This window comes from Spirillospora sp. NPDC052242 (genome assembly GCF_040679555.1).
Classification (GTDB): Bacteria; Actinomycetota; Actinomycetes; order Streptosporangiales; family Streptosporangiaceae; genus Spirillospora.
Window position 1 is genome coordinate 17,850 of record NZ_JBFAUZ010000052.1, and the last position, 24,084, is coordinate 41,933.

The following is a 24,084-nucleotide window of genomic DNA, read 5'->3' on the forward strand; positions in this document are numbered from 1 at the left end:
CCCCGGCCGGCTACCCCGCCGGGCGCAGCCGCTCTCCGGGGCCCTGCTCCCGGCGGCGGCCCCCCGGAGCATCCGCACACCCGACGACGGCCCCGGTGACGGCCGCGCACCATCGCAGGGTCGTACCGAGAGCGAGGAGTCGTGAGATGTCGGTTCAGGAAGCCGCCCCGAGAAGGAGCCCCGCGGGACGGGCGTGGCGTCCGCGTCCGGCCGTCCGCAAGACGCTGCTGCTGGTGCACGTCCTCGCGTCCGTGGCGCTGGTCGGCGAGGTGTGGGCGCTCGTCATGCTCAACCTCACCGCGACGCTGACCGCGGACGCCGCGCTGGTCGAGCCCGCGTACCGGCTGATGCCCGTGCTGGTGTTCGGCGGCGGGATCCCGCTGAGCTTCATCGCGCTGGCCAGCGGGATCGCGCTCGGCCTGGGCAGCAAGTGGGGCGTGCTGCGGCACTGGTGGGTGTTCGCGAAACTGCTGCTGCTGGTCACCACGATCCTGTTCGGGGCGGTGCTGGGGCAGCCCGAGGCGATGGCGGAGGCCGCGGCCGACGGGACCCTCCCGGACGCCGCGCGCAGCTGGCGGGAGGTCGCGGTGGTCGCCGCCCAGCTCGCCATGCTGCTGGTGGCCGCCGGCCTGTCGATCTTCAAGCCGCGCGGCCGGGTCCACTGGCCGCGCCGCCGGTCCTGAGCGGCGCGGCGGGCTCAGGCGGGCTCAGGCGGGCTCGTCGGCGAGGCGCTCCGCCACCGCGCGCAGCGCCTCGACGCACGCCCGCACCGCCGGCCGGTCGGCGTCCGTCCGCCAGGCGGCGTAGATCGTGCGGCGGACGGCGGGGCGGGTGGCGAGCATCCGCACCCCGCCGGGGACCGGGTCGCGGCCGAGCCGGGGGATCAGCGCGGCGGCCAGGTCGGCGGCCACGAACGCGAGCTGCGTCGGGTAGTCGGCGACGTTGCAGACGATCACCGGGTCGGCGCCGTGCTCGCGGAGCGTCTGCAGCAGCTGCCGCTCGCAGGTGCCGCCCGCCGTCCACGCCGCCCACCGCATCCCGCGCAGCTCGGCGAGGTCGACCGACCGCCGCCGGGCCAGCGGGTGGCCGGCGGGGAGCGCGAGGTCGATGACGTCCGACGCCAGGAGCAGCCGCGACACCGTGGCGGGGACCGGCGTCGGCAGCGTGTCCCAGCTCTCCACCACCGCCACGTCGATGTCGCCGCGGACCAGGGCGGGCAGGACGGTCTCCGCCTCGCCCTCCTGGAGGGTGGGGGACAGGCGCGGATGGCGGTCCCGCAGCGCGCTGAGCGCGGGCGGCAGCACCGCGCGGGCCGCGGTGACGAACGAGCCGAGCCGCACGGGCCCGACCGCGTCCTCGCGCAGCCCGTCCAGCTCCGCGCGGGCGGCCGCCAGCTGCGCCAGGACCTTCGCCGCGTGCCCGGCCAGGACGTGCCCGGCGCCGGTGAGGCGCACGCCGCGGCCCCGCGGCTCGAGCAGCCGGTGCCCGGTCTCCCGTTCGAGCTTCGCGAGCTGCTGCGACACCCCGGACGGCGTCACGTGCAGGGACTCGGCGGCTGCCGCGATCGTGCCGTGCACCGACACCGCGTGCAGTGCGCGCAGCCGTTCGACGTTCATCGTCACGGTAGGAAGGCTACCGATTCAGGGTTAAAAAGCGTCGCTTGTGCTAACTGTTCTACTGCGGCAGCGTGGAGCGCGTGCGAAGGATCGACCCGCGGCTCCTGGTGATCGCCGGCGCCGCGTTCATCTCCGCGTCCGCGATCTTCGTCGGGCTCTCCGGCGTCTCCTCCGGCACGGCGGCGTTCTTCCGCTGCGCGCTCGCGGTGCCGCTGCTGCTGCCGCTCGTCCGGTGGGAGCGGCGGCGCGTCGGGCCCGGGCGCGGCGGTCTCCTCGACGTCGCCGCCGGGCTGCTGCTCGGCGTGGACCTGGTGCTGTGGGGCGCGGCCATCGAGGGCGTCGGCGCGGGGATCGCGACCGTCCTGGTCAACGTGCAGGTCGTGGTGGTGCCGCTGCTCGCGCTGGCCGCCTTCCGGGAGCGCCCGTCGCGGGCGTTCGCGGTGGCGCTCCCGGTCATGCTCGCGGGCGTCGCGCTCGCGGCCGGCCTCGCCGACCAGGGGCCCCACGCCGCCGACCCGCTGCGCGGGGCGCTCTACGGCGTCGGCGCCGGGGTCGCCTACGGCGGCTACCTGTTCCTGACGCGCGTCGGCGGGCGGCGCGGGCCCCACCGGGCGCGGCCCGTGCTGCTGGCGACGCTCGGCGCGGGCGCGGCGTCCGTCGCGGTCGGCGTCCCCTGGCACGGCGTCGACCTCACGCCCGGCTGGGCCGCGTTCGGCTGGCTGGCCGCGCTGGCGGTGACCGGGCAGGTCTGCGGCTGGCTGCTGATCAACGCCGGGCTGCCGCGGCTGCGCGCCGAGGTCGGCGGGGCGCTGCTGCTGCTCCAGCCGGTGCTCGCCGTGCTGCTCGGCGCCGTCGTCCTGGCCGAGCGGCCCGCGCCGGCCCAGCTCGCCGGCTGCGCCCTGGTCGTCGCCGCCGTCTGGCTCACCGGCCGCCGCGAGCCACCGCCGCCGCAGGACGTCCTGCCCGCGGTCCCGGCGGGGGCGGAACGGGAGGCCGCCGCGGAGCCCGCGCGCTAACGTCGGGCCCATGGAATGGGCGGCCGAGTACGAGATGACGGCCGGCGCCGCGGCGGCGCTCGTGGGGGAGCGGTTCCCGGACCTGCGCGGCGCGCCGGTCGAGCCGCTCGCGACCGGCTGGGACAACACGGTGTTCCGCGTCGGCGGCGACTGGGCGTTCCGGTTCCCGCGCAGGAAGATCGCCGTGCCGGGCGTCGAGCGCGAGATCGCGACGCTCGCCGCGCTGGCGCCGCGCCTGCCGCTGCCGATCCCCGTGCCGCGCTACGTGGGGGAGCCCGGCGGCGGGTTCCCGTGGCCGTTCTTCGGCGCGCGGCTCGTCCCGGGCCGGGAGCTCGCCGAGGCCCGGCCGCCGGACGGGCGGCGCGCGCCGATCGCCGCCGCCGTCGGCGGTTTCCTGCGGGCGCTGCACGACCCCGCGCTCGTTCCGGTCGCGGGCGCCGGGCTGCCCGTGGACCCTTTCCGGCGGGGCGACCCCGCCCACCGGGCCGCGGCGGCCGCCGAGCGGCTGGCGCGGCTCGCCGCGCTCGGCCTGTGGGAGCCGGACGCCGCCGTCCGCGGCTTCCTGGACGCCGCCCGCGACGCCGCACCGCCCGCCGGGGAACCCGTGATCGTGCACGGCGACCTGCACGTCCGGCACGTCCTGATCGGGCCCGCGGGGGAGGCCGCGGGAGTGATCGACTGGGGCGACGTCTGCCGCGCCGACCCGTCCGTGGACCTGTCGGTGGCCTACGCCGCGTTCGCCGGCGGCGACCGTGCCGCGTTCCTGGACGCCTACGGGCCCGTGCCGCCGGACCGGGAACGGGCGGCGCGGGTGCTGGCGCTGTTCATCACCGCGACGCTGGCCGAGTACGCCGCGTCCGAAGGGCTCGCGGCCCTGCTCGGCGAGTCGCTCGCCGGGATCGGGCGGGTGCTCGCCCCCTGAGCCGTCCTCCCGGCGCCGCCCGGGACGGTCAGGCGCGCATGTAGACGCGGATCGCCGTGCCGTCCGGGCCCGTGTGCACGCGCACCAGGTCGGCGAGGTGGTTGACGAGCAGGATCCCCCGGCCGCCGTGCGGGCTCATCTCCACCGGGATCCGCCCCGCCAGCGGATCGGTGATCGTCCCGGCGTCCCGCACCTCGCAGACGACCTGGCCGTCCTCGGCCCAGATCCGCGCGGTGCCCGCGCCGCCGCCGTGCAGGCAGGAGTTCGCGGCCAGCTCGTTGACGGCCAGCTCCATGTCGCCCGCGGCGTCCGGGCCGAGGCCGAGCCGCGCCGCCCAGGCCCACGCGAACTCCCGGACCCGCGGGAGCGCGTCGAGATCGAAGTCGATCCGGTACGCCTCGGCGGGCGGCGGCAGCGGCCGGTTGTAGTCGTGGACGATCCGCTCCGGCGCGTAGTCGCCGCTCTCCCGCTCACCGTCCGCGTCGATGAGCACCGGGTGCGTGGCGCGGGCGTCGGTGAGCACGCGGTCGTCCAGCCGGGTCGCGTCGTACGGGCACAGGATCGACACGCGCCGCCCCGCGAACGCCAGGTTGATCAGCGCCTCGTGCTGGGCGCAGGCCGGGTACTCGGTCTCCGACCGGCCCGGCCAGATCGGCTCGCCGATGATCCGCACCCGTCCGGTGCGGTGCCGGTCGGCGAAGTTGCGCAGCACGCCGGGGATGATGCGGCCCGGGTTGCGTCCCGCCTCGGTCATGTCGAGCCAGGTGACGGACGCCGCCGCGCCGTCCGGGTCGTCGCCGCCGAGGGCGTCCCGCAGCGCCGCCAGCTTCTCGCCGGGCACCGCCACGGCGACCGGCTCGCCCGCCGCGACGCCCTCCCGGAGGAACGGGACGGTGCCGGCGAGGTACTCCTCGTCGCTGCCGTAGAACAGCGCGGGGTGGACGAACGCGTCGCCGTCCGCGCCGGGATCTGGCGCCGTCGTGCTCGTGAAACTCGTGTCCGCGGGGTTCATCGCGTCGCCGCCCCGCCCGGATCCCCCATCTCGTCCATCGGCCCGAGCGTACGCGCGATCCGGCGGCGGTGCGGTATGGACCCCGTCGATGGCCTGCCCCCTGCCTCGGTGAACGCCGTTCACCTATCGGTTACCCCGCAGCGAAATGCGAAAACGGGATGTTTCGCATCATTTCCGCTACGTTACCTGCCGGAAGCACGGCGCTGGTCCCGCCGGTTCCGGCAGCAGCGCGGCGTCCACGACGTCCGTGAGCCGGTCCCGCCTGCGGTGCGCGGCGCGCTGCCGCTCGGCGCCCGTCCCGCCCGCCAGCAGCCGCCGGACCCCGCGCGCGACGCTCACCGCGTCGCCGCTGTCGCGCAGCGCCGGCGCCGCGCGGGCGAGCAGCCCGGCGGCCAGGTCCCGCTGCGCGGCGGGCCGCCCGGTCCGCACGTCCAGGCCCGTCCCGGCGGTCCCGTCCCGGGCCGCCAGCCAGTACGCGGCGCGCAGCATCTCCTGCGGCGGCGCGGGCCCGGGATCGCCGGCGTCGACGGCGGCGGCGGCCCGCTCCACCAGCGCCCGGATCAGCCCGGCGAGCGCCGCCGCGTCCGCCGCGGTCAGCGCCACGTCGGCGACCCGCACCTCCACCGTCGGGAGCCGCGCGGACGGCCGGACGTCCCAGAAGATCGTCCCCGTGTCCATGAGCGCGCCGCACTCCAGCAGCGACGCGACCAGTTCCTCGTAGTGGGACAGCGACGCGAAGTAGGGCGGGGGCCCGGCCACCGGCCAGCGCGCCCACGTCAGCGCCCGCCAGCAGGCGTGCCCGGTGTCGCGGCCCGCCCAGAACGGCGAGTTGGCCGCCAGCGCCAGCAGCGTCGGCAGCCAGGGCCGCAGGTGGTTGCCGACGAGGACCGCGCGCTCCCGGTCGGGCATCTCGACGTGCACGTGGCACGAGCAGATGCACTGCTCGTCGTCCAGGCCGCGGTAGGTCGCCCGGCTCTCGGCGTACCGGGCGCCCGCGCTGATCGGCGCGGGGACGAGGTCGCCGAGCACCGGCGTGCCGGTCGCGGCGAGCCGCAGGCCCTCGGCCGCGGCGGCGCCCGCCATCGCGGCCCGCATCTGCCGGATCTGCTCCTCGAGCTTCACCAGGTCGTCGCAGGGCGGGGTCTTGGCCTCGGCGAGGAAGCCGACCAGTTCGGTGGACGCCCGCTCGCCCAGCGTCGCCGCGGCGCGGCGCACCACGTCGGCGGCGCGGGGGACGACCTCCCGCGTGCCCGGATCGACGACGAAGTACTCTTCCTCGATTCCGAAACGCGGCGCCATCCCACCACCTCGGCTCGTGCGCGCCGCGGGCCGCCTGTCACGTCACAGCCGCGTCACCGCGACGGCACATCACTTCGACGTTACGTGACGGACGGCGGCTTGGCACCTGCCTTTTCGGCGTGTCAGGGCCCCGAGTCGATCCACAGCACCGCGAGGGCCGCGAGATGCGTGATCACGACGATCGCCAGGCTGGCGATGAACAGCATTTTCGCCGGGCCGTGCGGGAAGTACTTGCCCTGCTTCAGCGGCCCGAGCTCGCGCTGGCGGGCGGCGATCCGCTCCTCCAGCGGCGGGCGGCCGAACATCGCTACGCGCGGGGCTCGTCGACGACGACGTCGCTCATGATGTCGACGGCGAGGGCGACCACTCCGCCGAGGGCGATCACCGCGGCGCCGGCGCCGAAGACCACCCAGCTCGGCCCCATGACGAGTCCCGCGCCGCCGATGGCGAAACCGATGAAGATGATGGTGACGGCGACCCAGGACTTCGGGCGCCCGGCGTGGCTGCCGCTCGACATGCGCGTTGTCTTCCCTCTAGCAGGTTCCGGTGGGGATTCGATCTACGTGGCCGAACTCTAGCAACGCCCGTCCGCACGGGCGTTTCCGGGGTGCCCGTACCGTCCCGCCGACCGGCCCGCCGGACCGGACCCCCGGACCGGCCCGTCACACGAAGGCGCCGTGGCCGGTCGCCGCGCGGCCGACGATCAGGGTGTTGATCTCCCGGGTGCCCTCGTAGGAGTACAGCGCCTCCGCGTCGGCGACGAACCGCCCGATGTCGTAGTCCAGGACGATGCCGTTGCCCGCCATCAGCTCGCGCGCCCAGCCGACCGCCTCGCGCATCCGGGTGGTGCAGTACGCCTTCGCGAGGGCCGAGTGCTCGTCGCGGTACATGCCCGCGTCCTGGAGCTGCGCGAGCCGCACCACCATGCCGAGGGACGCCGTCGCGTTGCCCAGCATCCGCACCAGCAGGTCCTGGACGAGCTGGAACTCGGCGATCACCCGGCCGAACTGCTCCCGCTCGACCGCGTAGCGGCGGGCGATCTCGTACGCGGCGAGCATCACCCCGACCGCCTGCCACGCGACGCCGCTGCGCGTCCGGCGCAGCACGGCGGCGGTGTCGCGGAACGTCCGGGCCTCCGCCAGCCGGTCCTCCTCGGGCACCCGGCGGTCCTCGAGCACGATGTCGGCGTTCTGCACCGTCCGCAGCGCGATCTTGTTCTCGATGCGGGTGGCGGTGAACCCCGGCGTGTCCTTGCCGACCACGAAACCCTTCACCTGCCCGTCGTCGGCGTCGCGCGCCCACACGACGATGAGGTCCGCGAACGTGGCGTTGCCGATCCACCGCTTGGCGCCGTTCAGGATCCAGTGGTCGCCGTCGCGCCGCGCCGTCGTGCGCAGGCCCAGCGCGACGTCGGACCCGCCCTCCGGCTCGGTCAGCGCGAACGCCCCGATCTTCTCCATCCGCCCCATCGCGGGCAGCCACCGCGCGCGCTGCTCCGGCGACCCGCACCGGCCGATGCTGCCCATCGCCAGGCCCGAATGGACGCCGAAGAACGTGGCCATGGACGGGTCGACGCGGGCCATGTCCATCGCCAGGAACCCGGTCAGCAGGCTGCTGGGCCGTTCGCCCGGGCACTCCTCGTAGGGCAGGCCGGCGACGCCCAGGTCGGCGTACCCGGGGATCAGGTCGAACGGGAACTCCGCGCGGGCCCAGCAGTCGTTCGCGATCGGCGCGACCTTCTCCTCCAGGAAGGTCCGCACCCGCCCGACGATCTCCTGCTCGCGCTCGTCGAGGAGGTCCTGCATGTGATAGAGGTCACCGGGAAGGGAATCCAAGGTCATGCGGGCCACCTTCCCGGTGACCCGGCCCCTAACCTGAGGCGCCGGACGTCCGGCGCGCGCCCTCCGACGGGTCTCCCGGCCACCGGGACCCCGCCCGCGAACGCCCGGTATGCGCTCGCTTACCATCCAGGGCATGACGGTGCCGCCTGAAGAACTCGAACTGGCCGCCGCCTTCCCCCCGGTCGAGCGGGACCGGTGGCGGGAGATGGTGAAGGGGGTGCTGCGCAAGTCCGGCGCGGCGACCGACGACACCCCCCTTGAGGAGATCGAGGGTCTGCTGACCCGCGAGTCGTACGACGGCGTGCCGATCGGCGCCCTGTACGCCGTCGAGGACGCCCCCGCGGGACGGCCGGGACTCGCCCCGTACGTCCGCGAGGTGCGGCCGGACGGCGAGGGCCTCGCCGGCTGGGACGTCCGGCAGCGGCACGACCACCCCGACCCGGCGGTCACCCGGGAGGCGATCCTCGCCGATCTGGAGAACGGCGCGACCTCGATCTGGCTGCGGCTCGGCGAGGCGGGCCCGCCCGTCGCCGCGCTGCCCGAGGCGCTGCGCGGCGTCCTGCTCGGCCTCGCGCCCGTCGTGCTGGACGCGGGGGAGCAGGGCGCCGAGGCCGCCGAGGCGTTCCTCGCGCTGGCGGCGGAGCGCGGCGACGCCGACGCCGTCGCCGGGAACCTCGGGCTCGACCCGCTCGGTCTCGCGGCCCGCACCGGCACGGCCCGCCCGCTCGGCGACGCCGCCGCGCTCGCCGCCCGCTGCGCCCGCGAGTTCCCGCGGCTGCGCGCGATCGTCGCCGACGGCACCCCCTACCACGACGCGGGCGGCTCGGACGCCGAGGAGCTCGGCGCCGCCGTCGCCGCCGGGGTCGCCTACCTGCGGGCCCTCACCGACGCCGGGCTGGGCGTGGACGAGGCGTTCGCGCAGATCGAGTTCCGGCTCGCCGTCAACGCCGACCAGTTCTCCTCCATCGCCAAGCTCCGCGCCGCGCGCCGCCTGTGGACGCGCGTCGCCGAGGTGAGCGGCGCGGCGGAGGGGACGTCCGCGCGGATCCACGCGGTGACGTCCGCGGCGATGATGACGCGCCGCGACCCGTGGGTGAACATGCTGCGCACCACCGTCGCCGCGTTCGCCGCCGGGGTCGGCGGCGCCGACGCCGTCACCGTCCTGCCGTTCGACGCGCGCCTCGGCCTGCCGGACGACTTCGCCCGCCGCATCGCCCGCAACACCCAGACGCTGCTGCTGGAGGAGTCGAGCCTGGCCCGCGTCGTCGACCCGGCGGGCGGCTCCTGGTACGCCGAGCGCCTCACCGAGGACCTCGCGCGCGCCGCCTGGGACCGCTTCACCGAGATCGAGCGGGCCGGCGGCCTCGCCGCCGCCCTCGAGTCCGGGCTGGTCGCCGATCGCGTCGCCGCGACGTGGGAGCGGCGCCGCCGGGACATCGCGCGGCGCAAGGCGCCGCTCACCGGCGTCAGCGAGTTCCCGAACCTCGCCGAGCGGCTGCCCGAGCGGGAGCCCGCACCTTCCCGTCCCGGCGGCGGGCTGCCCGTCGTGACGTACGCGCAGGACTTCGAGGCCCTCCGCGACCGCTCCGACGCCCACGCGGACGCGACCGGCGCCCGTCCGACGGTGTTCCTGGCGACGCTCGGACCGATCGCCGTCCACACCGCCCGGGCGTCCTTCGCCGCGAACCTGTTCCAGGCCGGCGGCGTCGAGACCGTGACCGGGCCGCCCGAGGAGTTCGCCGCGTCCGGCGCGTCGGTCGCGTGCGTCTGCTCCGGCGACAAGGTGTACGCCGAGCGGGCCGCGGACGCCGCCCGCACGCTCAAGGACGCGGGCGCGAAGCGGGTCTGGCTCGCGGGCAAGGGAACGTACGAGGGTGTGGACGCCAACGTGTTCGCCGGATGCGACGCGGTCGAGGTGCTGGAGACGACCCTCCACGATCTGGGAGTGAAGTGATGATCCCCGACTTCAGCGACATCGAGCTCGGGACGCCGCCGCCCGCGGCCGACGCCGCCGCCCGGTGGCGCGCGGCCGTCGCCGAGGCCACCGGCAAGGAGCCCGAGGCCCAGACGTGGGACACCCCCGAGGGCATCGACGTCCTTCCGCTGTACACCGCGGACGACCTCGGCGGCGTCGACTTCCTGGGCACCCTGCCCGGCATCGCGCCGTACCTGCGCGGTCCCTACCCCGCCATGTACGCGACGCAGCCGTGGACGATCCGCCAGTACGCCGGGTTCTCCACCGCGGAGGAGTCCAACGCCTTCTACCGGCGCAACCTCGCCGCCGGGCAGAAGGGCCTGTCGGTCGCGTTCGACCTCGCCACCCACCGCGGCTACGACTCCGACCACCCGCGCGTGGCCGGGGACGTCGGCATGGCCGGGGTCGCGATCGACTCGATCTACGACATGCGGCAGCTCTTCGACGGCATCCCGCTCGACAAGATGAGCGTGTCGATGACGATGAACGGCGCCGTGCTGCCGGTGCTGGCGCTCTACATCGCCGCGGCCGAGGAACAGGGGGTGAAGCCGGAGGCCCTCGCGGGGACCATCCAGAACGACATCCTCAAGGAGTTCATGGTCCGCAACACCTACATCTACCCGCCGCAGCCGTCGATGCGGATCATCTCCGACATCTTCGAGTACACCTCGCAGAAGATGCCGAAGTACAACTCGATCTCCATCTCCGGCTACCACATCCAGGAGGCCGGGGCCACGGCCGACCTGGAGCTCGCCTACACCCTCGCGGACGGCGTCGAGTACATCCGCGCCGGGCGCGACGCCGGCCTCGACATCGACGCGTTCGCGCCGCGGCTGTCGTTCTTCTGGGCGATCGGGATGAACTTCTTCATGGAGGTCGCGAAGCTCCGCGCCGCGCGGCTGCTGTGGGCGAAGCTCGTCAAGGGCTTCGACCCGAAGAACCCGAAGTCGCTGTCGCTGCGGACGCACTCGCAGACGTCCGGCTGGTCGCTGACCGCGCAGGACGTCTACAACAACGTCGCCCGCACCTGCATCGAGGCGATGGCCGCCACGCAGGGCCACACCCAGTCGCTGCACACCAACGCGCTCGACGAGGCGCTCGCGCTGCCGACCGACTTCTCCGCCCGCATCGCCCGCAACACGCAGCTGCTGCTGCAGCAGGAGTCCGGGACGACCCGCGCCATCGACCCCTGGGGCGGCAGCGCCTACGTCGAGCGGCTCACCTACGACCTCGCCCGCCGCGCCTGGGGCCACATCACCGAGGTCGAGCAGGCCGGCGGCATGGCGAAGGCGATCGACGAGGGGCTGCCGAAGCTGCGGATCGAGGAGGCCGCGGCCCGCACGCAGGCCCGCATCGACTCCGGGCGGCAGCCCGTCATCGGCGTCAACAAGTACCGCGCGGACGCCGAGGAGCAGATCGAGGTCCTCAAGGTCGACAACGCGTCCGTCCGGGCGCAGCAGCTCGACAAGCTGCGGCGGCTCCGCGAGGAGCGGGACGGCGCCGCGGTCGAGTCGGCCCTCGCGGCGCTGACCGCCGCCGCCGACGCGGCGACGAACGGGAACCGCCCGTCCGGGCTGGAGCACAACCTGCTCACCCTCGCGATCGACGCCGCCCGCGCCAAGGCGACCGTCGGCGAGATCTCCGACGCCCTGGAGCGGGCGTGGGGGCGGCACGCCGCGCAGATCCGTACGATCTCCGGTGTGTACCGGGACGAGGCAGGGCCCGCGGAGGGCATCGAGCGGGCGCGCGCCGCGACCGCCGCGTTCGAGGAGGCCGAGGGGCGCCGCCCGCGCATCCTGGTCGCCAAGATGGGGCAGGACGGCCACGACCGCGGCCAGAAGGTGATCGCGACCGGGTTCGCCGACCTCGGCTTCGACGTCGACGTGGGCCCGCTGTTCCAGACCCCGGCCGAGGTCGCCCGGCAGGCGGTGGAGGCCGACGTGCACATCGTCGGCGTCAACTCGCTCGCCGCCGGCCACCTCACGCTGGTGCCCGCGCTGCGCGAGGAGCTCGCCGCGCTCGGCGCCGAGGACGTCATGATCGTCGTCGGCGGGGTGATCCCGCCGCAGGACTTCGACGAGCTGCGCGCCGCCGGAGCGTCCGCGATCTTCCCGCCCGGGACCGTCCTCGCCGACGCCGCGCAGGGCCTGCTGGACGAGCTGTCCGCGCGGCTGGGCCACGAGAAGGCGGGGGAGAACGGCGACCGGTGAGGCCCCTGGAGGACTACGTCGCCGGGGTGCGGGACGGCTCGCGCGCGTGGATCGCGCGGGCGATCACGCTGGTCGAGTCGGCCCGCCCCGACCACCGCGCGCTCGCGCAGCGGCTGCTGGTCGAGCTGACCCCGCACGCCGGCGGCGCCCGGCGCGTCGGCATCACCGGCGTGCCGGGGGTCGGCAAGTCCACGTTCATCGACGCGCTCGGCACCCTGCTCACCGGGCGCGGGCACCGGGTCGCGGTGCTGGCCGTGGACCCGTCGTCCACGCGGACCGGCGGCAGCATCCTCGGCGACAAGACCCGCATGCAGCGGCTCTCCGCCGACGACAACGCCTTCATCCGGCCGTCGCCGACCGCCGGGACGCTCGGCGGCGTCGCCAAGGCCACCCGCGAGGCGATGGTCGTGATGGAGGCCGCCGGGTACGACGTCGTCCTCGTCGAGACGGTCGGGGTCGGGCAGTCCGAGACGGCCGTGTCGGAAATGGTCGACTCGTTCCTTTTCTTGACGCTCGCCCGCACCGGCGACCAGCTCCAGGGCATCAAGAAGGGCGTCCTCGAGCTGGCCGACGTCATCGCGGTGAACAAGGCCGACGGCGAGCACAGGATCGAGGCGAAGCGGGCCGCGCGGGAACTGTCGGGCGCCCTGCGGATGCTGCGCGGCGACGAGCGCCACCGCGACATCCCCGTCCTCACCTGCAGCGCCCGGGAGGGCACCGGGCTCGAGCGGGTGTGGGACGAGATCGCCGCCCACCAGGACGCCCTCCGCGAGAGCGGCGAGCTGGACGCCCGGCGGCGCCGCCAGCTCGTCGGCTGGGCGTGGGCGATGGTCCGCGACCGGCTGCTCGCCGACCTGCACGCCGATCCGGACGTCCGCAAGATCGCCCCCGAGCTGGAGCAGGAGGTCGCGGACGGCGCCCTCACCCCCGCGCTGGCCGCCGACCGCATCCTGGAGGCGTTCGCGCGGGGCCGCTGAGGTCCGGCCGCCGGGGACCGAGCGTCCGTCCGAAACCACGCGTTGTCACGAGGGCCCGGGTCCGGCGGGCTCCGATCCGGTACAACAGTCGGATGGACGTCATCGCGCTCGACGACCCGACGGACGCGCAGATCAGGCAGTGGCACGGGGTGCTGGCCGCCGTGCACGCCGACGATCCGGCGGCCGAGCCCGCGCCCGAGCCCGCCCAGACGGCCGCGCGGCTGCTGGGCGGCGGCCCCGCGGGCCGGCAGCGGCTCTGGGCGGTGCCCGCCGGCCCCGCCCCGGACGGCTCCGCCGCGGCCGGCCGCGGCCCGGACGGCGGGCTCGCCGCCGTGGCCGCCCTGCTGCTGCCCGGCGATCCCGGGACCGGACGGCCGGGCGAGATCGACATCCGGGTCCGGCCCGAGCACCGCCGCCGCGGCCTCGGCAGGCGGCTGCTGACGGCGGCCGCGGCGGGCCTGCGCGCCGACGGCCGCACCAGCGTGATCGCGCAGGTGCTCGCGGGCACCCCGGCCGTCCCGTTCCTGGAGTCGCACGGCTTCGAGTGCGTGCTGACGCTGCGCGGCATGGTGCTCGACCTCGACGAGCTCCCGGCGGAGCGCGTCGCCCGGCTGGTCGCGGCCGGGCCCGCCGGGTACCGGCTCGTCCGCTGGCGGGGCGTCGTCCCGGACGGGCGGGCCGCCGCGCTCGCCCGCGCCAAGACCGCGATGGCCGACCTCGCCGAGTACGAGGGCGCCCCCTGGGACGCCGCGCGCGTCCGGGAGATGGCCGAGCTGGTCGCCAAGCGCGGCGACGACCTCTACACCGTCGCGGCCCTCACCGCCGACGGCGCGTCGATCGCGGGCTTCACCGAGATGGTCGTCCCGGCCGGGTCGGCGGGCCGCGCCGCGCAGTACGACACCGCGGTCGTGCCCGAGCACCGCGGCCGCCGGATCGGCATCTGGGTGAAGGCCGAGATGCTGCGCTGGCTCGCCGCGGAGCGGCCCGAGGTCCGCGAGATCGAGACCGACAACGCCGGCGACAACGCCCACATGATCGCGGTGAACGAGGAACTCGGGTTCCGGGTGGAGCGCGAGTCGATGGAGTACCAGGCCGCGGCGGCCGACCTCCCGTCCTGAACCGCCGGAAAATGCGTTGCCCGCCCCGCCGGGAATCGGCAGGCTAATAGCGGCTTCCGGGAAATGCTCGGAAGTCCGGAGAATTGCCGGACCTTTTCCTCGTAGTTCAACGGCAGAACGCCGCACCGTTAATGCGGATGCTCCAGGTTCGAATCCTGGCGGGGAAGCGGCAGGGCCAGGGGAGGTGACGCATGCACGTGCTCGTCCTGAACGCGACGTACGAGCCGTTACAGAAGGTCGACCTGCGGCACGCCATCCGCATGCTGGTGCGCGAGGTGGCGGTCGTCGAGGAGGTCGAGGAGGGCCGGACGATCGGCGCGTTCCCCGTCCCGCGCGTCCTGCGCCTCGTCCGGTACGTCGCGATGCGCTGGCGCCACGGCCGCCGCCCGCCGTGGAGCAAGCGCGGCGTCCACCTGCGCGATCGCGGCCGCTGCGCGTACTGCGGGCGCCGCGGCGACACCATCGACCACGTCCACCCGCAGTCGCGCGGCGGCGGGAACACGTGGGAGAACACCGTCCTGGCGTGTGGGAAGTGCAACAACCGCAAGGGGAACCGGACGCCCGCCGAGGCCGGCCTGCGGCTGCGCCGCACCCCGCACGTGCCGCGCTGGGAGGAGCTCATGGGCCTGTGACCGCCGGGCCTGACGCTCCGGGCCGGGGCCGCGCGCCCCGGCCCGCACTCCAAGATCCGTACACCTTTCGTTACGCTATGTGATGTTCGCATCAACTGAGACGAAATGGTCGTATGTGGTAGCGTGCCGCCAATCTTGAGGCTTGTTATCAAGGAGTGATCTGTGGCGGCCCTCGATCCACCCGGCGGCACGGAGCGTCCCGCCGGCGGACGCCCGACGGCTCGGCGCGCGCGGACCGGCGCGCTGGCGATCGCGCTCGCGCTGGGCGTGACGGCCGTCCCGTCCGCCCGCGCCGCCGCCGTCCCCCGCGCGCCCCAGGATCCGGCGGCCAAGTACGCGGAGCTGAAGAAGCGCGCCGACAAGCTCTCCAAGGAGTACCGCGGCGGGCTGGTCACCCTCGAGGACGCCGAGAAGGCGGCCGAGCGGGCCCGCGCGGCCGCCGACCGGGCCTCCGGCGAGTACGACCGGGCCCGCGCGTCCGTCGCCACGATCGCCTCCACCGCCTACATGACCGGACGCTACGAGTCGATCCCGATCGTCACCGACGGCGATCCGCAGGCCGCCCTGCGCGCCGCGAGCGGCCTCGAGCACATCAGCCGCAACAACGGCCGCCGCGTCCAGGCTCTGGCGGCGCTGGACGCGCAGGCCGAGCAGGCCAGCGAGAAGGCGGAGGCGAAGCTCGAGAAGGTCGAGAAGGAGATCGAGAAGCTCGAGGGCCAGCGCGAGCGCGTCAAGAAGCTGCTCGCGAAGTACAAGCCCGAGAAGCCCACCACGTCGGCGTCGTCCGGCTCCGGTTCCGGGTCGGCCCGGCCGGACGGGGCGTCCGGCACCAAGTCGCCCGTCACCGGCAACTCGATGACCGCGCGCATGCGCACCGTCCTCGAGGAGGTCGACGGCAAGTTCGGGCCGTTCCCGACGATCGGCTGCCTGCGCCCCGGCGACCCGCAGGACCACGGGTCCGGCCACGCGTGCGACTTCATGGAGAGCACCGGCGGCCAGATGCCGAGCGCGTCGGCGAGCGCCCACGGCGACCAGGTCGCCCAGTACCTCATCGACAACGCGAGCCGCCTCGGCATCAAGTACATCATCTGGAAGCAGCGCATCTGGGACTCGCGCAGCGGCGGCGGGTGGAGCCAGATGGAGGACCGCGGCAGCGTCACCCAGAACCACTACGACCACGTCCACGTCTCCGTGCTGTGACGCCGGGCGCTCGGGGGAGGGGACGTGCTCAGTCCAGCGTCACCGTCGCGCGGTCGCGGGCGGAGAGCAGCGCCGCCTCGATGACCTCCAGGCCGGTGATCGCGTCGGCGAGGTCGACCGGCGGGGGAGCGCCGTTCCGCAGCATGCGCGCCACGGCGGCGTAGAAGTCGTGGTAGGCGCCCGGCGCGGTCGGCTCGGGCCGCTCGTCGCCCGGGACGCCGACCAGACCGTGCGCCTCGGGCGGGGCGATGCCGTAGCCCGGATCGTTCGGGACGAGCCCGGCGCGGAGCGCGTCCTCCTGCACGTCCATGCCGTGGACGGTGTACGCGGCGCGGGACCCGAGGATGCGGAAGCGCGGGCCGAGCTGCGCGGCCGTCGCGCTCGCCCACAGGTGCGACCGGGTGCCGCCGCGGTGCTCGAGGGCGACGAACACGTCGTCCGGCGCCGTCGCGCCGCGCCGCCGGGTGTCGATCTCGGCGTGCACCCGGACCGGACGCCCGAACAGCGCGATCGCCTGGTCGATGAGGTGCGAGCCCAGGTCGTACAGGATGCCGCCGGCGTCCCGGGGGTCGGCGCTCTCCTTCCACCCGGGCTTGATCGTCGGCCGCCACCGCTCGAACCGGGACTCGAAGCGCAGCACGTCGCCGAGCGCCCCGGAGCCGACGAGGCGGTGCGCGGTCAGGTAGTCGCCGTCCCAGCGGCGGTTGTGGAACGGGACGACCGGCAGGCCCCGGACGGCGCTGAGCGCGGCGAGGGAGCGGGCGTCGGCGGCGGTGGCGGCGGCGGGCTTGTCCACGACGACCGGGACGCCCGAGGTCAGCGCCGTCCGGGCGAGGGCGACGTGGTACCGGTTCGGCGCCGCGACCACCACCAGGTCGTAGGCGCCCGACACCTCCCACAGCCGGTCGGCGTGGTCGAGGACCCGCGCGTCCGGGTACCGCTCCTCGACGGCCTTGCGCCGCTCGGGGTCCCCGGTCACGACCGCCGCCAGGTGCATCCCGGGGACGGACGAGATGAGCGGGGCGTGGAAGACCGCGCCCCCGGTGCCGTATCCGATCAAGGCAACACGCAGGTCCATGCCCCGATCATGGCCGATGCCGCCCCCGCCGACCGGCGGCGGGGTGGGCCGTGGCCTGCGGCGCATAGGATCTTGCCCACGAATCGGACGCGACGAGGAGACGCCCGGTGAGCAAACCTGTCCTGCTGACGGTCGACGACGATCCGGGCGTCTCCCGGGCCGTGGCCCGCGATCTGCGCCGCCGGTACGCCGAGTCGTACCGGATCGTCCGTGCCGAGTCCGGACCGCAGGCCCTGGACGCGCTGGGCGAGCTGCGGCTGCGCGGCGAGGACACCGCGATGCTCCTCGCCGACCACCGGATGCCCGAGATGAGCGGCGTCGAGTTCCTCGAGCGCGCCATGGACCTGTACCCGTTCGCGCGCCGCGTCCTGCTGACCGCCTACGCCGACACCGACGCGGCGATCCGCGCGATCAACGTCGTCGACCTGGACCACTACCTGCTGAAGCCGTGGAACCCGCCGGAGGAGAAGTTCTACCCGGTGATCGACGCGCAGCTCGACGCGTGGCGGCGCACCGACCGGGGGCGGCCCGCGGAGCTGCGCGTGGTCGGCCACCGCTGGTCGTCGCGCTCCTACGAGATCCGCGACTTCCTGGCCCGCCACCAGGTCCCCTACACCTGGCTGCTGGACGGCGACCCGGAGGCCGCCGAGCTGATCGCGGCGGCCGGGGAGCCGGAGCTGCCGCTGGTGGTGACGCCGGACGGCGCCGCGCTGCCGGCCCCGACCGACGCGGAGCTCGCGGCGGCGATCGGGCTGCCGACCACCCCGTCGACCGGCTTCTACGACCTGATCGTCGTCGGCGGCGGCCCGTCCGGGCTCGGCGCGGCCGTCTACGGCGCGTCCGAGGGGCTGCGGACGGTCGTGGTCGAGCGGCGGGCGCTGGGCGGGCAGGCCGGGCAGAGCTCCCGCATCGAGAACTACCTCGGCTTCCCCGACGGGGTCACCGGCGCGCAGCTCGCCGACCGTGCCCGGCGGCAGGCCGGCCGGTTCGGCGCCGAGCTGCTGCAGGCCGGCGAGGTCACCGCGCTGGAGGCGCGCGGGACGGCGCGCGTCGCGACGCTGTCGGACGGCTCGGAGATCGCCGCGCACGCCGTCATCCTCGCCACCGGGGTGTCCTACCGGCGGCTGGACGCGCGCGGCGCCCCCGATTTGACCGGGCGCGGCGTCTACTACGGCGCGGCGCTCAGCGAGGCGCCGTCCTGCCGGGACGAGGAGGTCGCCGTCGTCGGCGGCGCGAACTCCGCGGGGCAGGCCGCCGTCCACCTGGCCCGGTACGCCCGCCGGGTGCACATGATCGTCCGGGCGGACGGCCTGGAGCGCTCGATGTCGCACTACCTGATCGAGCAGATCGCCGCGATCCCCAACATCGAGGTGCACACCGGGACCACCGTCGCGGCCGCGGAGGGCGACGACCACCTGAAGCGCGTCGTCTGCGACGGGCCGGACGGGGCCCGCGTCCTCGACGCGCAGTGGATGTTCGTGTTCATCGGCGCCGAACCGCGCACCGACTGGCTCGCCGGGTTCGTCGAGCGCGACCCGCGCGGGTACGTGCCGACCGGCCCCGACCTCGTCACCGGCGGCGCCCGTCCCGCCGGCTGGCCGCTGGCCCGCCAGCCCTACCACCTGGAGACCAGCGTCCCCGGCGTGTTCGCCGCGGGGGACGTCCGCGCCGCGTCGATGAAGCGCGTGGCGTCCGCCGTCGGCGACGGCGCGATGGCCGTCGCGCTCGTCCACCGCTACCTGGAGCGCTCGTGACCGCCGTGACGCCCGGCGAACTGCGCGGGCTCTTCCTGTTCGAGGCCCTCGACGACGCGAAGCTCGACTGGCTGGCGGCCCACGGGAGCGTCCGGGAGCACCCCGAGGGCGAGGTGATCTGCGCGCAGGGCGCCCCGGCGGAGTTCCTGTTCGTCCTGCTCGGCGGCGAGATGCTGATGACGCAGGAGGTCCGCGGGCACGTCCACGAGGTGAGCCGCACGGACCGGCCGGGCACCTACGGCGGCGCCGTCCAGGCCTACCTGGACGACAAGATCGAGCAGCGGTACCAGCACACGCTGCGGGCGACGCGGCCGTGCCGGACGTTCGTCCTGCCGGCGCGCAAGTTCGCGAAGGCCGTCCGGGAGTGGTTCCCGATGGGCGCGCACCTGCTCGCGGGCGTGTTCTTCGGGATGAGCAACATGCGCCGGACCGTGGACCAGCGCGAGCGCCTGACCGCCCTCGGCACGATCACCGCCGGGCTCACCCACGAGCTGAACAACCCGGCCGCCGCGGCGGCGCGGGCCAGCGCGGAGCTGGGCGATCGGCTGCTCGGCGCGCAGCGGCGGCTGGCCGAGCTCGCCGCGCAGGGCGTCGACTGCACCCGGCTGAGCGCCCTCGTCGCGCTGGGGCCCGCCCTGCCGTCGGGGGCGGCGCGGCGCACGCCGCTGGAGGTGAGCGACGCCGAGGACGAGCTGGGCGACTGGCTCGAGGACCACGGCGTCGACGACGCCTGGGACCTGGCGCCCGGCCTCGTCGCGGCGGGCGTCGGCGTCGCCGAGGCCGAGCGGGTCGCGGAGGCCGCCGGGGAGCACCTGCCGGCGGCGGCCCGCTGGCTCGCCGAGGTGCTGGAGGTCGCGCAGCTGCAGGCGGAGATCTCCGAGGCGGTCGGCCGCATCACCGCGCTGCTGGATTCGGCGCGGCAGTACTCCCAGCTCGACCGGGCCGAGTACCAGCCGGTCGACCTGCGGGAACTGCTCGACAGCACGCTCACCATGCTGCGCCGCAAGATCGGCGACGGGGTGGAGGTGCGGCGCGACTACGACCCCGGGCTGCCGCCCGTCCCGGTCCACGCCGCCGAGCTGAACCAGGTGTGGACGAACCTCATCGTCAATGCCCTCGACGCGATGCGGGGGACGGGCGTCCTCACCGTCCGGACGGCGCGCGAGAACGGCAACGCGCTCGTGGAGATCGCCGACACGGGCGTCGGGGTCCCCGAGGCGGACCTCGACCGGATCTTCACGCCGTTCTTCACCACGAAGGCGGTCGGGCAGGGCACCGGCCTCGGCCTGGACATCTCGTGGCGGATCGTCGCCGACCGGCACGGCGGCGACATCCGCGTCGAGTCGGCGCCGGGCGACACCCGGTTCGGCGTCCTGCTCCCGCTGGACGGGCCGCGGACCGCGGAGTGAGTGCGCGGGGGCGGCGCCGCGCGGCCCGCCCCCGGCGGCGCCGTCAGTCGAACAGGTCGGGCTGCTCGCGGGTGATCTGGTCGTACAGCGGCTGGTAGTTGATCCAGCCGACCAGGTCGTTGCCGATCTGCTCGTGGGTGAGGACGGCGTTGTCGTGCTCGATCGGGACGACCGGGCCCGCGGCCTGCGCGAGCAGCTGCACCTGGCAGGACCGCTCCATCGTGATGAACCACCAGGCGGCGGCGTCCACGGTGTCGCCGACCGTCAGCAGGCCGTGGTTGCGCAGGATGACGGCCTTGTGGCCGCCGAGGGCGGCGGCGATCCGCTTGCCCTCCTCCAGGTCGGTGACGACGCCGGTGTAGTCGTCGAACAGCCCGTGGTCCTGGTAGAACGCGCACACGTCCTGGGTGATCGGCTCCAGCTTCCGGCCGAGCGCCGACATCGCCCGCCCGTACGTCGAGTGGCTGTGCGCGGCGGCCACCACGTCCGGCCGGGCTTGGTGCACCTGCGAGTGGATCGCGAACGCCGCCTCGTTCACCGGGTAGCGGCCCTCGACGACCTTGCCCTCGTGGTTCACCAGGATCAGGTCGCTGACCTTGATGTGCTTGAAGGACATCCCGAACGGGTTCACCCAGAAGTGGTCGGTGCGCTCGGGGTCGCGCGCGGTGATGTGCCCGGCCACGCCCTCCTCGAAGCCGAACTTGCCGAAGATCCGCAGCGCGGCGGCCAGCCGCTCCTTGCGGTGCCGGCGCTCGTCCTCGACGCTGTCGAAGTTCGGCGGCAGCCGGAAGATCAGGTCGGTGGGCAGCTTCTCCAGGAACTCTTCGTCCTCGGCCATCGGTCGCTCCTCGGGTTTCGGCTGCCTCCACCGAACACCACTCGGCGGCCGTCCGGCTAGACCCGCGCCGCCCAAGCCGGGCGCGCCCGGTTGTCCCGCGGAGACAACGGGGCCGCACAATGGCGGCATGGAGCCACGAGAGGGCGACCGGTTCTTGCGGCTGCTGGTCGAGCGCAGCGCGGACCCGGCGGTGCTGGACGCGACGGTCCGCGCCGCCCGCACCCGTTCGGACCTCGTCGCGGCGCTGCCGGAGGAGGAGACGCGGCGGCACACCGCCGCGCTCGTCCAGGGCGTCCTCGCCGCGCTCCGGGAGGGCGGCCCCGGACCGGACGTCCTCGCGGCGGCCGAGCGGCTCGGCTCCGACCGCGCCCGCCAGGGGGTGCCGGTCGCCGCGTTCCTGGACGGCTTCCAGGCGGGCCGCGCCCACCTCGTCCGGACGCTCATCGCCGACGGCCGCCGCCTCGGCGTCCCCGACGCGCAGCTCCTCGACGGGGTCAGCCGGATCGACGAGATCACCACCGCGCTCGTCCACCGGATGGTCCACGCGCACCGGGTGGCCGAGCTGGAGATGGCCCGCACCGCGCGGGAGAGCACCCTGCAGACGCTCCGGCAGCTGCTGCACGGCGAGCCGGTCGCCGTGCCCGCCCCGCTCGACGCCCGCGCCGCCTACCACTGCGTCGTGTCCGACGTCAGCGACCCGGCGGTCGCGGCGCGGCTGGAGGCGCGCCTGACCTCGGCGGGGCCGGGCCTGTGCGGGCTCGTCGACGGCCGCTTCGCCGCCCTCGTCGCCCGGCTGCCGGACCCGCCGCCCGCCGGGCCGCTGCTGGTGGCCGCGCCGCCCGCCCGTCCCGCCGACGTCGCGCCGCTGTACACGCTGGGACGTCGGGCGCTGCGGGCGGGCGCCGCCGCGGGCCTGACCGGGCTGCGCGACCTCGCCGACCTGGCCCTCGCCACGGTCACCGACGCCGAACCCGAGTTGGGCGGCCTGCTGGCGGCCGCGCTCCTGCACGGGCTGGACTCCGGCGACCCGTTCCACCGGGAGCTCGCCGAGACAGCCCTCGCCTACCTCGACCACGGCGGCCGCATCGAACCGACGGCCGCCGCGCTGCACGTCCACGGCAACACGGTCAAGTACCGGGTGCGGCGGCTGCAGGAGCTGACGGGACGCCCTCTGCTCGACCCCTCCGACGGCGCGGCGGTCGCCCGGACCGCGCACCTGTGGTGGGCGCTGCGCCACTGGCTGGCCGCCGCCCGCTGACCCGGACGATTCTCCGGCGGGCGGACGGGGCGGGGTTCGTGATCTAGTGGACGCGGCGTCCCGCGGCGGGGCGCCCGGAGCGAGCGGAGGGGGAGCCGGTGACCGGACCTCGGATCGGCACGGTGGTGTGGCCCATGCGGTCCTGGCCGGAGGCGGGGGAGACGTGGCGGCGCGCCGAGGAACTGGGGTTCCACCACGCGTGGGTGTACGACCATCTCGCCTGGCGCGGCACGACGCCCTGGTACGACGCCTACACGACGCTCGCCGCCGCGGCCGTCGTGACGTCCCGGGTGCGCCTCGGCACGATGGTGACGTCGCCGAACTTCCGCCATCCGGTGCCCACCGCGCACGCGATCAAGACGATCGACCACGTGAGCGGCGGGCGGCTCGCCGTCGGGATCGGGTCGGGCGGCGCGAACCGGACGTCGGACGGGGGCGTCCTCGGCGGCCCCGAGTGGACGCCCGCCGAACGCGCCGCGCGGTTCGCCGAATGGGTCGGGCTGCTGGACCGGCTGCTGCGCGGACCGGAGACCACCGTCGAGGGCGAGTACTACTCGTCCCGCGAGGTCGTGACGGAGCCCGGCTGCGTGCAGCGGCCGCGCGTCCCGTTCCTGATCGCGGCGAACGGGCCGCGCGGGATGGGCGTGGCGGCGCGGCACGGCGCCGGATGGGTCAACACCGCCGTCGCCCCGGGACGCGCGCCGGACGAGGTCGTCCGGTCCCGGCTGGACGCGCTGCGCGCCGCGTGCGAAGCGGAGGGGCGGGAGGTGCGCGACCGGGTCCTGCTGACCGGTTTCAGCGGCGAGCCGTGGCTGGAGTCGCCGCAGGCGTTCGCCGACCTGGCGGGACGGTACGCCGAACTCGGCGTCACCGACATCGTGCTGCACTGGCCCCGTCCCGGGACGCAGTGGGACGCCGACATGGACGTGTTCGAGGCGATCGCCGCCGAGCACGGCACCGGCGGCTGAGCGGCGGCGTCGACCGCTGCGGCCCGCCTCGACGACGGCGACATGGGCGCGTGCCCGGGGTGTCGGCGGCCGAGGCCGATGCGGGGGAGACGGCGTCAGGGCGGGGTAGATTCGGCGCCGGTCGTGAGGAGTTGCGGTTCGGCGCCTTCGGCGCGCAGGACGGTGGGGGTGCAGCCCGCGAGCGTCCGGAACTCGCGGTTGAGGTGCGCCTGGTCGTAGTAGCCGCAGGCGGACGCGGTGGCGGCCAGGTCGCCGCCGCGCGCCAGCATCCCGACGGCGCGCTCGAACCGCAGCACCCGGCCCATCACCTTGGGCGGCAGCCCGGCCTGCTCGCGGAACCGGTGCGTCAGGTGCTTGCGGCTCCAGCCGACGTCCGCGGCGATCTCGGCGACGCCGGCGGTGCCGCCGCTGCGCAGGAGCAGGTCCCACGCGCGCCGCACCTCCGGATCGGGGACGGGCCCGGTCTCGAGGCGGCGCAGCAGGTAGGCGTCGAGCAGGTCGAACCGGTCGCCCCAGCCGGGCGTCCCGGCGAGCCGGCCGACGAGGGCGGCGGCGTCCGGGCCGAGCAGGTCGGGCAGGTCGACGGCGGAGTTGGTCAGCCGCGCCATCGGCAGCCCGAGCAGCGTGTGGGCGCCGAGCGGCGTGAGGTCGAGCTGGACGCCGAGCTGCCCGCCCGGATGCTCGTACAGGCCGGGGCCGTCGTACATGCCCGCCGCGAACGAGCCGAAGTCGCGATCGCCGCCGGACGGGTCGGGGGTCCGCAGGAACATCGGCGGGCCCAGGTTGATGATCACGACGGCGGTGCGGGTCGGCAGGGTGCGCATCCGGGACGGGACGGCCTCGGTCTCCCAGTAGCCCGCGTAGGAGCGCAGGAGCGGCCGGAGGGCGGGGTGCGGGCGCGCCTCGGCCAGCCACCAGCCGCCCCGGTCGGAGAACGCGACCGGCCTCTCGCTCATGGCCC

Annotated in this window: 22 protein-coding genes and 1 tRNA gene; 14 read left to right on the forward strand and 9 right to left on the reverse strand. The window is 75.3% G+C overall.

Features of this window, described 5'->3' with window-relative positions:
* Nucleotides 1-146 precede the first annotated feature (146 nt).
* Complete coding sequence (locus AB0L25_RS33050; RefSeq protein WP_500176681.1) at nt 147-683, forward strand: hypothetical protein; 537 nt, start codon at nt 147-149, stop codon at nt 681-683.
* A 24-nt stretch (nt 684-707) separates the two neighbouring features.
* Here AB0L25_RS33050 and AB0L25_RS33055 read toward each other — a convergent pair whose 3' ends face one another.
* Nucleotides 708-1,616, reverse strand: coding sequence for a LysR family transcriptional regulator (locus AB0L25_RS33055; protein ID WP_500176725.1), 909 nt, complete (start codon nt 1,614-1,616; stop codon nt 708-710).
* A gap of 80 nt (nt 1,617-1,696) precedes the next feature.
* On the opposite strand from AB0L25_RS33055, the gene AB0L25_RS33060 reads away from it, so the two are divergent.
* Complete coding sequence (locus tag AB0L25_RS33060; RefSeq protein WP_500176682.1) at nt 1,697-2,632, forward strand: EamA family transporter; 936 nt, start codon at nt 1,697-1,699, stop codon at nt 2,630-2,632.
* Between the two features lie 10 nt (nt 2,633-2,642).
* Nucleotides 2,643-3,554 carry a phosphotransferase gene (locus AB0L25_RS33065; protein ID WP_500176683.1) on the forward strand — a complete coding sequence of 304 codons (912 nt, stop codon included), beginning with the start codon at nt 2,643-2,645 and terminating at the stop codon, nt 3,552-3,554.
* 28 nt (nt 3,555-3,582) lie between these two features.
* On the opposite strand, the gene AB0L25_RS33070 is transcribed toward AB0L25_RS33065, so the two are convergent.
* The 5 genes from AB0L25_RS33070 to AB0L25_RS33090 form a co-directional block, all read right to left on the reverse strand.
* Entirely contained in the window at nt 3,583-4,566 is a 984-nt protein-coding gene (locus AB0L25_RS33070; RefSeq protein WP_500176684.1) for an anti-sigma factor RsbA family regulatory protein, read from the reverse strand.
* 177 nt (nt 4,567-4,743) lie between these two features.
* A complete protein-coding gene (locus AB0L25_RS33075) occupies nt 4,744-5,865 on the reverse strand; it encodes a carboxylate-amine ligase (RefSeq protein WP_500176685.1) in 1,122 nt (373 codons plus the stop codon).
* Nucleotides 5,866-5,987: 122 nt separating this feature from the next.
* A complete protein-coding gene (locus AB0L25_RS33080; protein ID WP_500176686.1) occupies nt 5,988-6,170 on the reverse strand; it encodes a hypothetical protein in 183 nt (60 codons plus the stop codon).
* Nucleotides 6,171-6,172: 2 nt separating this feature from the next.
* Nucleotides 6,173-6,382, reverse strand: a complete 210-nt coding sequence (locus AB0L25_RS33085) for an HGxxPAAW family protein (protein WP_500176687.1) — start codon at nt 6,380-6,382, stop codon at nt 6,173-6,175.
* A 145-nt stretch (nt 6,383-6,527) separates the two neighbouring features.
* A complete protein-coding gene (locus tag AB0L25_RS33090; RefSeq protein ID WP_500176688.1) occupies nt 6,528-7,706 on the reverse strand; it encodes an acyl-CoA dehydrogenase family protein in 1,179 nt (392 codons plus the stop codon).
* 133 nt (nt 7,707-7,839) lie between these two features.
* Here AB0L25_RS33090 and AB0L25_RS33095 point away from each other — a divergent pair, with 133 nt between their 5' ends.
* The 7 genes from AB0L25_RS33095 to AB0L25_RS33125 all read left to right on the forward strand — a co-directional run bounded on the left by AB0L25_RS33095 (nt 7,840) and on the right by AB0L25_RS33125 (nt 15,818).
* Entirely contained in the window at nt 7,840-9,660 is a 1,821-nt protein-coding gene (locus tag AB0L25_RS33095) for a methylmalonyl-CoA mutase family protein (RefSeq protein ID WP_500176689.1), read from the forward strand.
* Complete coding sequence (gene scpA, locus AB0L25_RS33100; protein WP_500176690.1) at nt 9,660-11,891, forward strand: methylmalonyl-CoA mutase; 2,232 nt, start codon at nt 9,660-9,662, stop codon at nt 11,889-11,891. Before AB0L25_RS33095 ends, scpA begins: the two co-directional genes overlap by 1 nt.
* On the forward strand, nt 11,888-12,868 hold the full coding sequence (gene meaB, locus AB0L25_RS33105; RefSeq protein ID WP_500176691.1) for a methylmalonyl Co-A mutase-associated GTPase MeaB: 981 nt from the start codon (nt 11,888-11,890) through the stop codon (nt 12,866-12,868). The genes scpA and meaB overlap by 4 nt, the downstream gene beginning before the upstream one ends.
* 92 nt (nt 12,869-12,960) lie before the next feature.
* A complete protein-coding gene (locus tag AB0L25_RS33110; protein ID WP_500176692.1) occupies nt 12,961-13,986 on the forward strand; it encodes a GNAT family N-acetyltransferase in 1,026 nt (341 codons plus the stop codon).
* 95 nt (nt 13,987-14,081) lie between these two features.
* Nucleotides 14,082-14,153 (forward strand) — tRNA-Asn (locus tag AB0L25_RS33115).
* 24 nt (nt 14,154-14,177) lie between these two features.
* Nucleotides 14,178-14,618, forward strand: a complete 441-nt coding sequence (locus AB0L25_RS33120; protein ID WP_500176693.1) for an HNH endonuclease — start codon at nt 14,178-14,180, stop codon at nt 14,616-14,618.
* A 162-nt stretch (nt 14,619-14,780) separates the two neighbouring features.
* On the forward strand, nt 14,781-15,818 hold the full coding sequence (locus tag AB0L25_RS33125) for a VldE C-terminal domain-containing protein (protein ID WP_500176694.1): 1,038 nt from the start codon (nt 14,781-14,783) through the stop codon (nt 15,816-15,818).
* A gap of 28 nt (nt 15,819-15,846) precedes the next feature.
* Here AB0L25_RS33125 and AB0L25_RS33130 read toward each other — a convergent pair whose 3' ends face one another.
* Nucleotides 15,847-16,896, reverse strand: a complete 1,050-nt coding sequence (locus tag AB0L25_RS33130) for a Gfo/Idh/MocA family oxidoreductase (protein ID WP_500176695.1) — start codon at nt 16,894-16,896, stop codon at nt 15,847-15,849.
* A gap of 107 nt (nt 16,897-17,003) precedes the next feature.
* Between AB0L25_RS33130 and AB0L25_RS33135 the strand changes: the two genes are divergently transcribed.
* Together AB0L25_RS33135 and AB0L25_RS33140 are read left to right on the forward strand one after the other, a co-directional pair.
* Nucleotides 17,004-18,650, forward strand: coding sequence for an NAD(P)/FAD-dependent oxidoreductase (locus AB0L25_RS33135; RefSeq protein WP_500176696.1), 1,647 nt, complete (start codon nt 17,004-17,006; stop codon nt 18,648-18,650).
* On the forward strand, nt 18,647-20,059 hold the full coding sequence (locus AB0L25_RS33140) for an ATP-binding protein (protein WP_500176697.1): 1,413 nt from the start codon (nt 18,647-18,649) through the stop codon (nt 20,057-20,059). Before AB0L25_RS33135 ends, AB0L25_RS33140 begins: the two co-directional genes overlap by 4 nt.
* Before the next feature lie 43 nt (nt 20,060-20,102).
* Here AB0L25_RS33140 and AB0L25_RS33145 read toward each other — a convergent pair whose 3' ends face one another.
* Nucleotides 20,103-20,897: a class II aldolase/adducin family protein gene (locus AB0L25_RS33145; RefSeq protein WP_034521876.1), complete on the reverse strand. Its 795-nt coding sequence runs from the start codon at nt 20,895-20,897 to the stop codon at nt 20,103-20,105.
* A gap of 127 nt (nt 20,898-21,024) precedes the next feature.
* Between AB0L25_RS33145 and AB0L25_RS33150 the strand changes: the two genes are divergently transcribed.
* Both AB0L25_RS33150 and AB0L25_RS33155 read left to right on the forward strand, forming a co-directional pair.
* Nucleotides 21,025-22,155 carry a helix-turn-helix domain-containing protein gene (locus AB0L25_RS33150; protein ID WP_500176698.1) on the forward strand — a complete coding sequence of 377 codons (1,131 nt, stop codon included), beginning with the start codon at nt 21,025-21,027 and terminating at the stop codon, nt 22,153-22,155.
* A 98-nt stretch (nt 22,156-22,253) separates the two neighbouring features.
* Nucleotides 22,254-23,123 carry an LLM class flavin-dependent oxidoreductase gene (locus tag AB0L25_RS33155; RefSeq protein ID WP_500176699.1) on the forward strand — a complete coding sequence of 290 codons (870 nt, stop codon included), beginning with the start codon at nt 22,254-22,256 and terminating at the stop codon, nt 23,121-23,123.
* Nucleotides 23,124-23,218: 95 nt separating this feature from the next.
* Here AB0L25_RS33155 and AB0L25_RS33160 read toward each other — a convergent pair whose 3' ends face one another.
* A complete protein-coding gene (locus AB0L25_RS33160) occupies nt 23,219-24,079 on the reverse strand; it encodes a helix-turn-helix domain-containing protein (RefSeq protein WP_500176700.1) in 861 nt (286 codons plus the stop codon).
* Nucleotides 24,080-24,084: the final 5 nt, after the last annotated feature.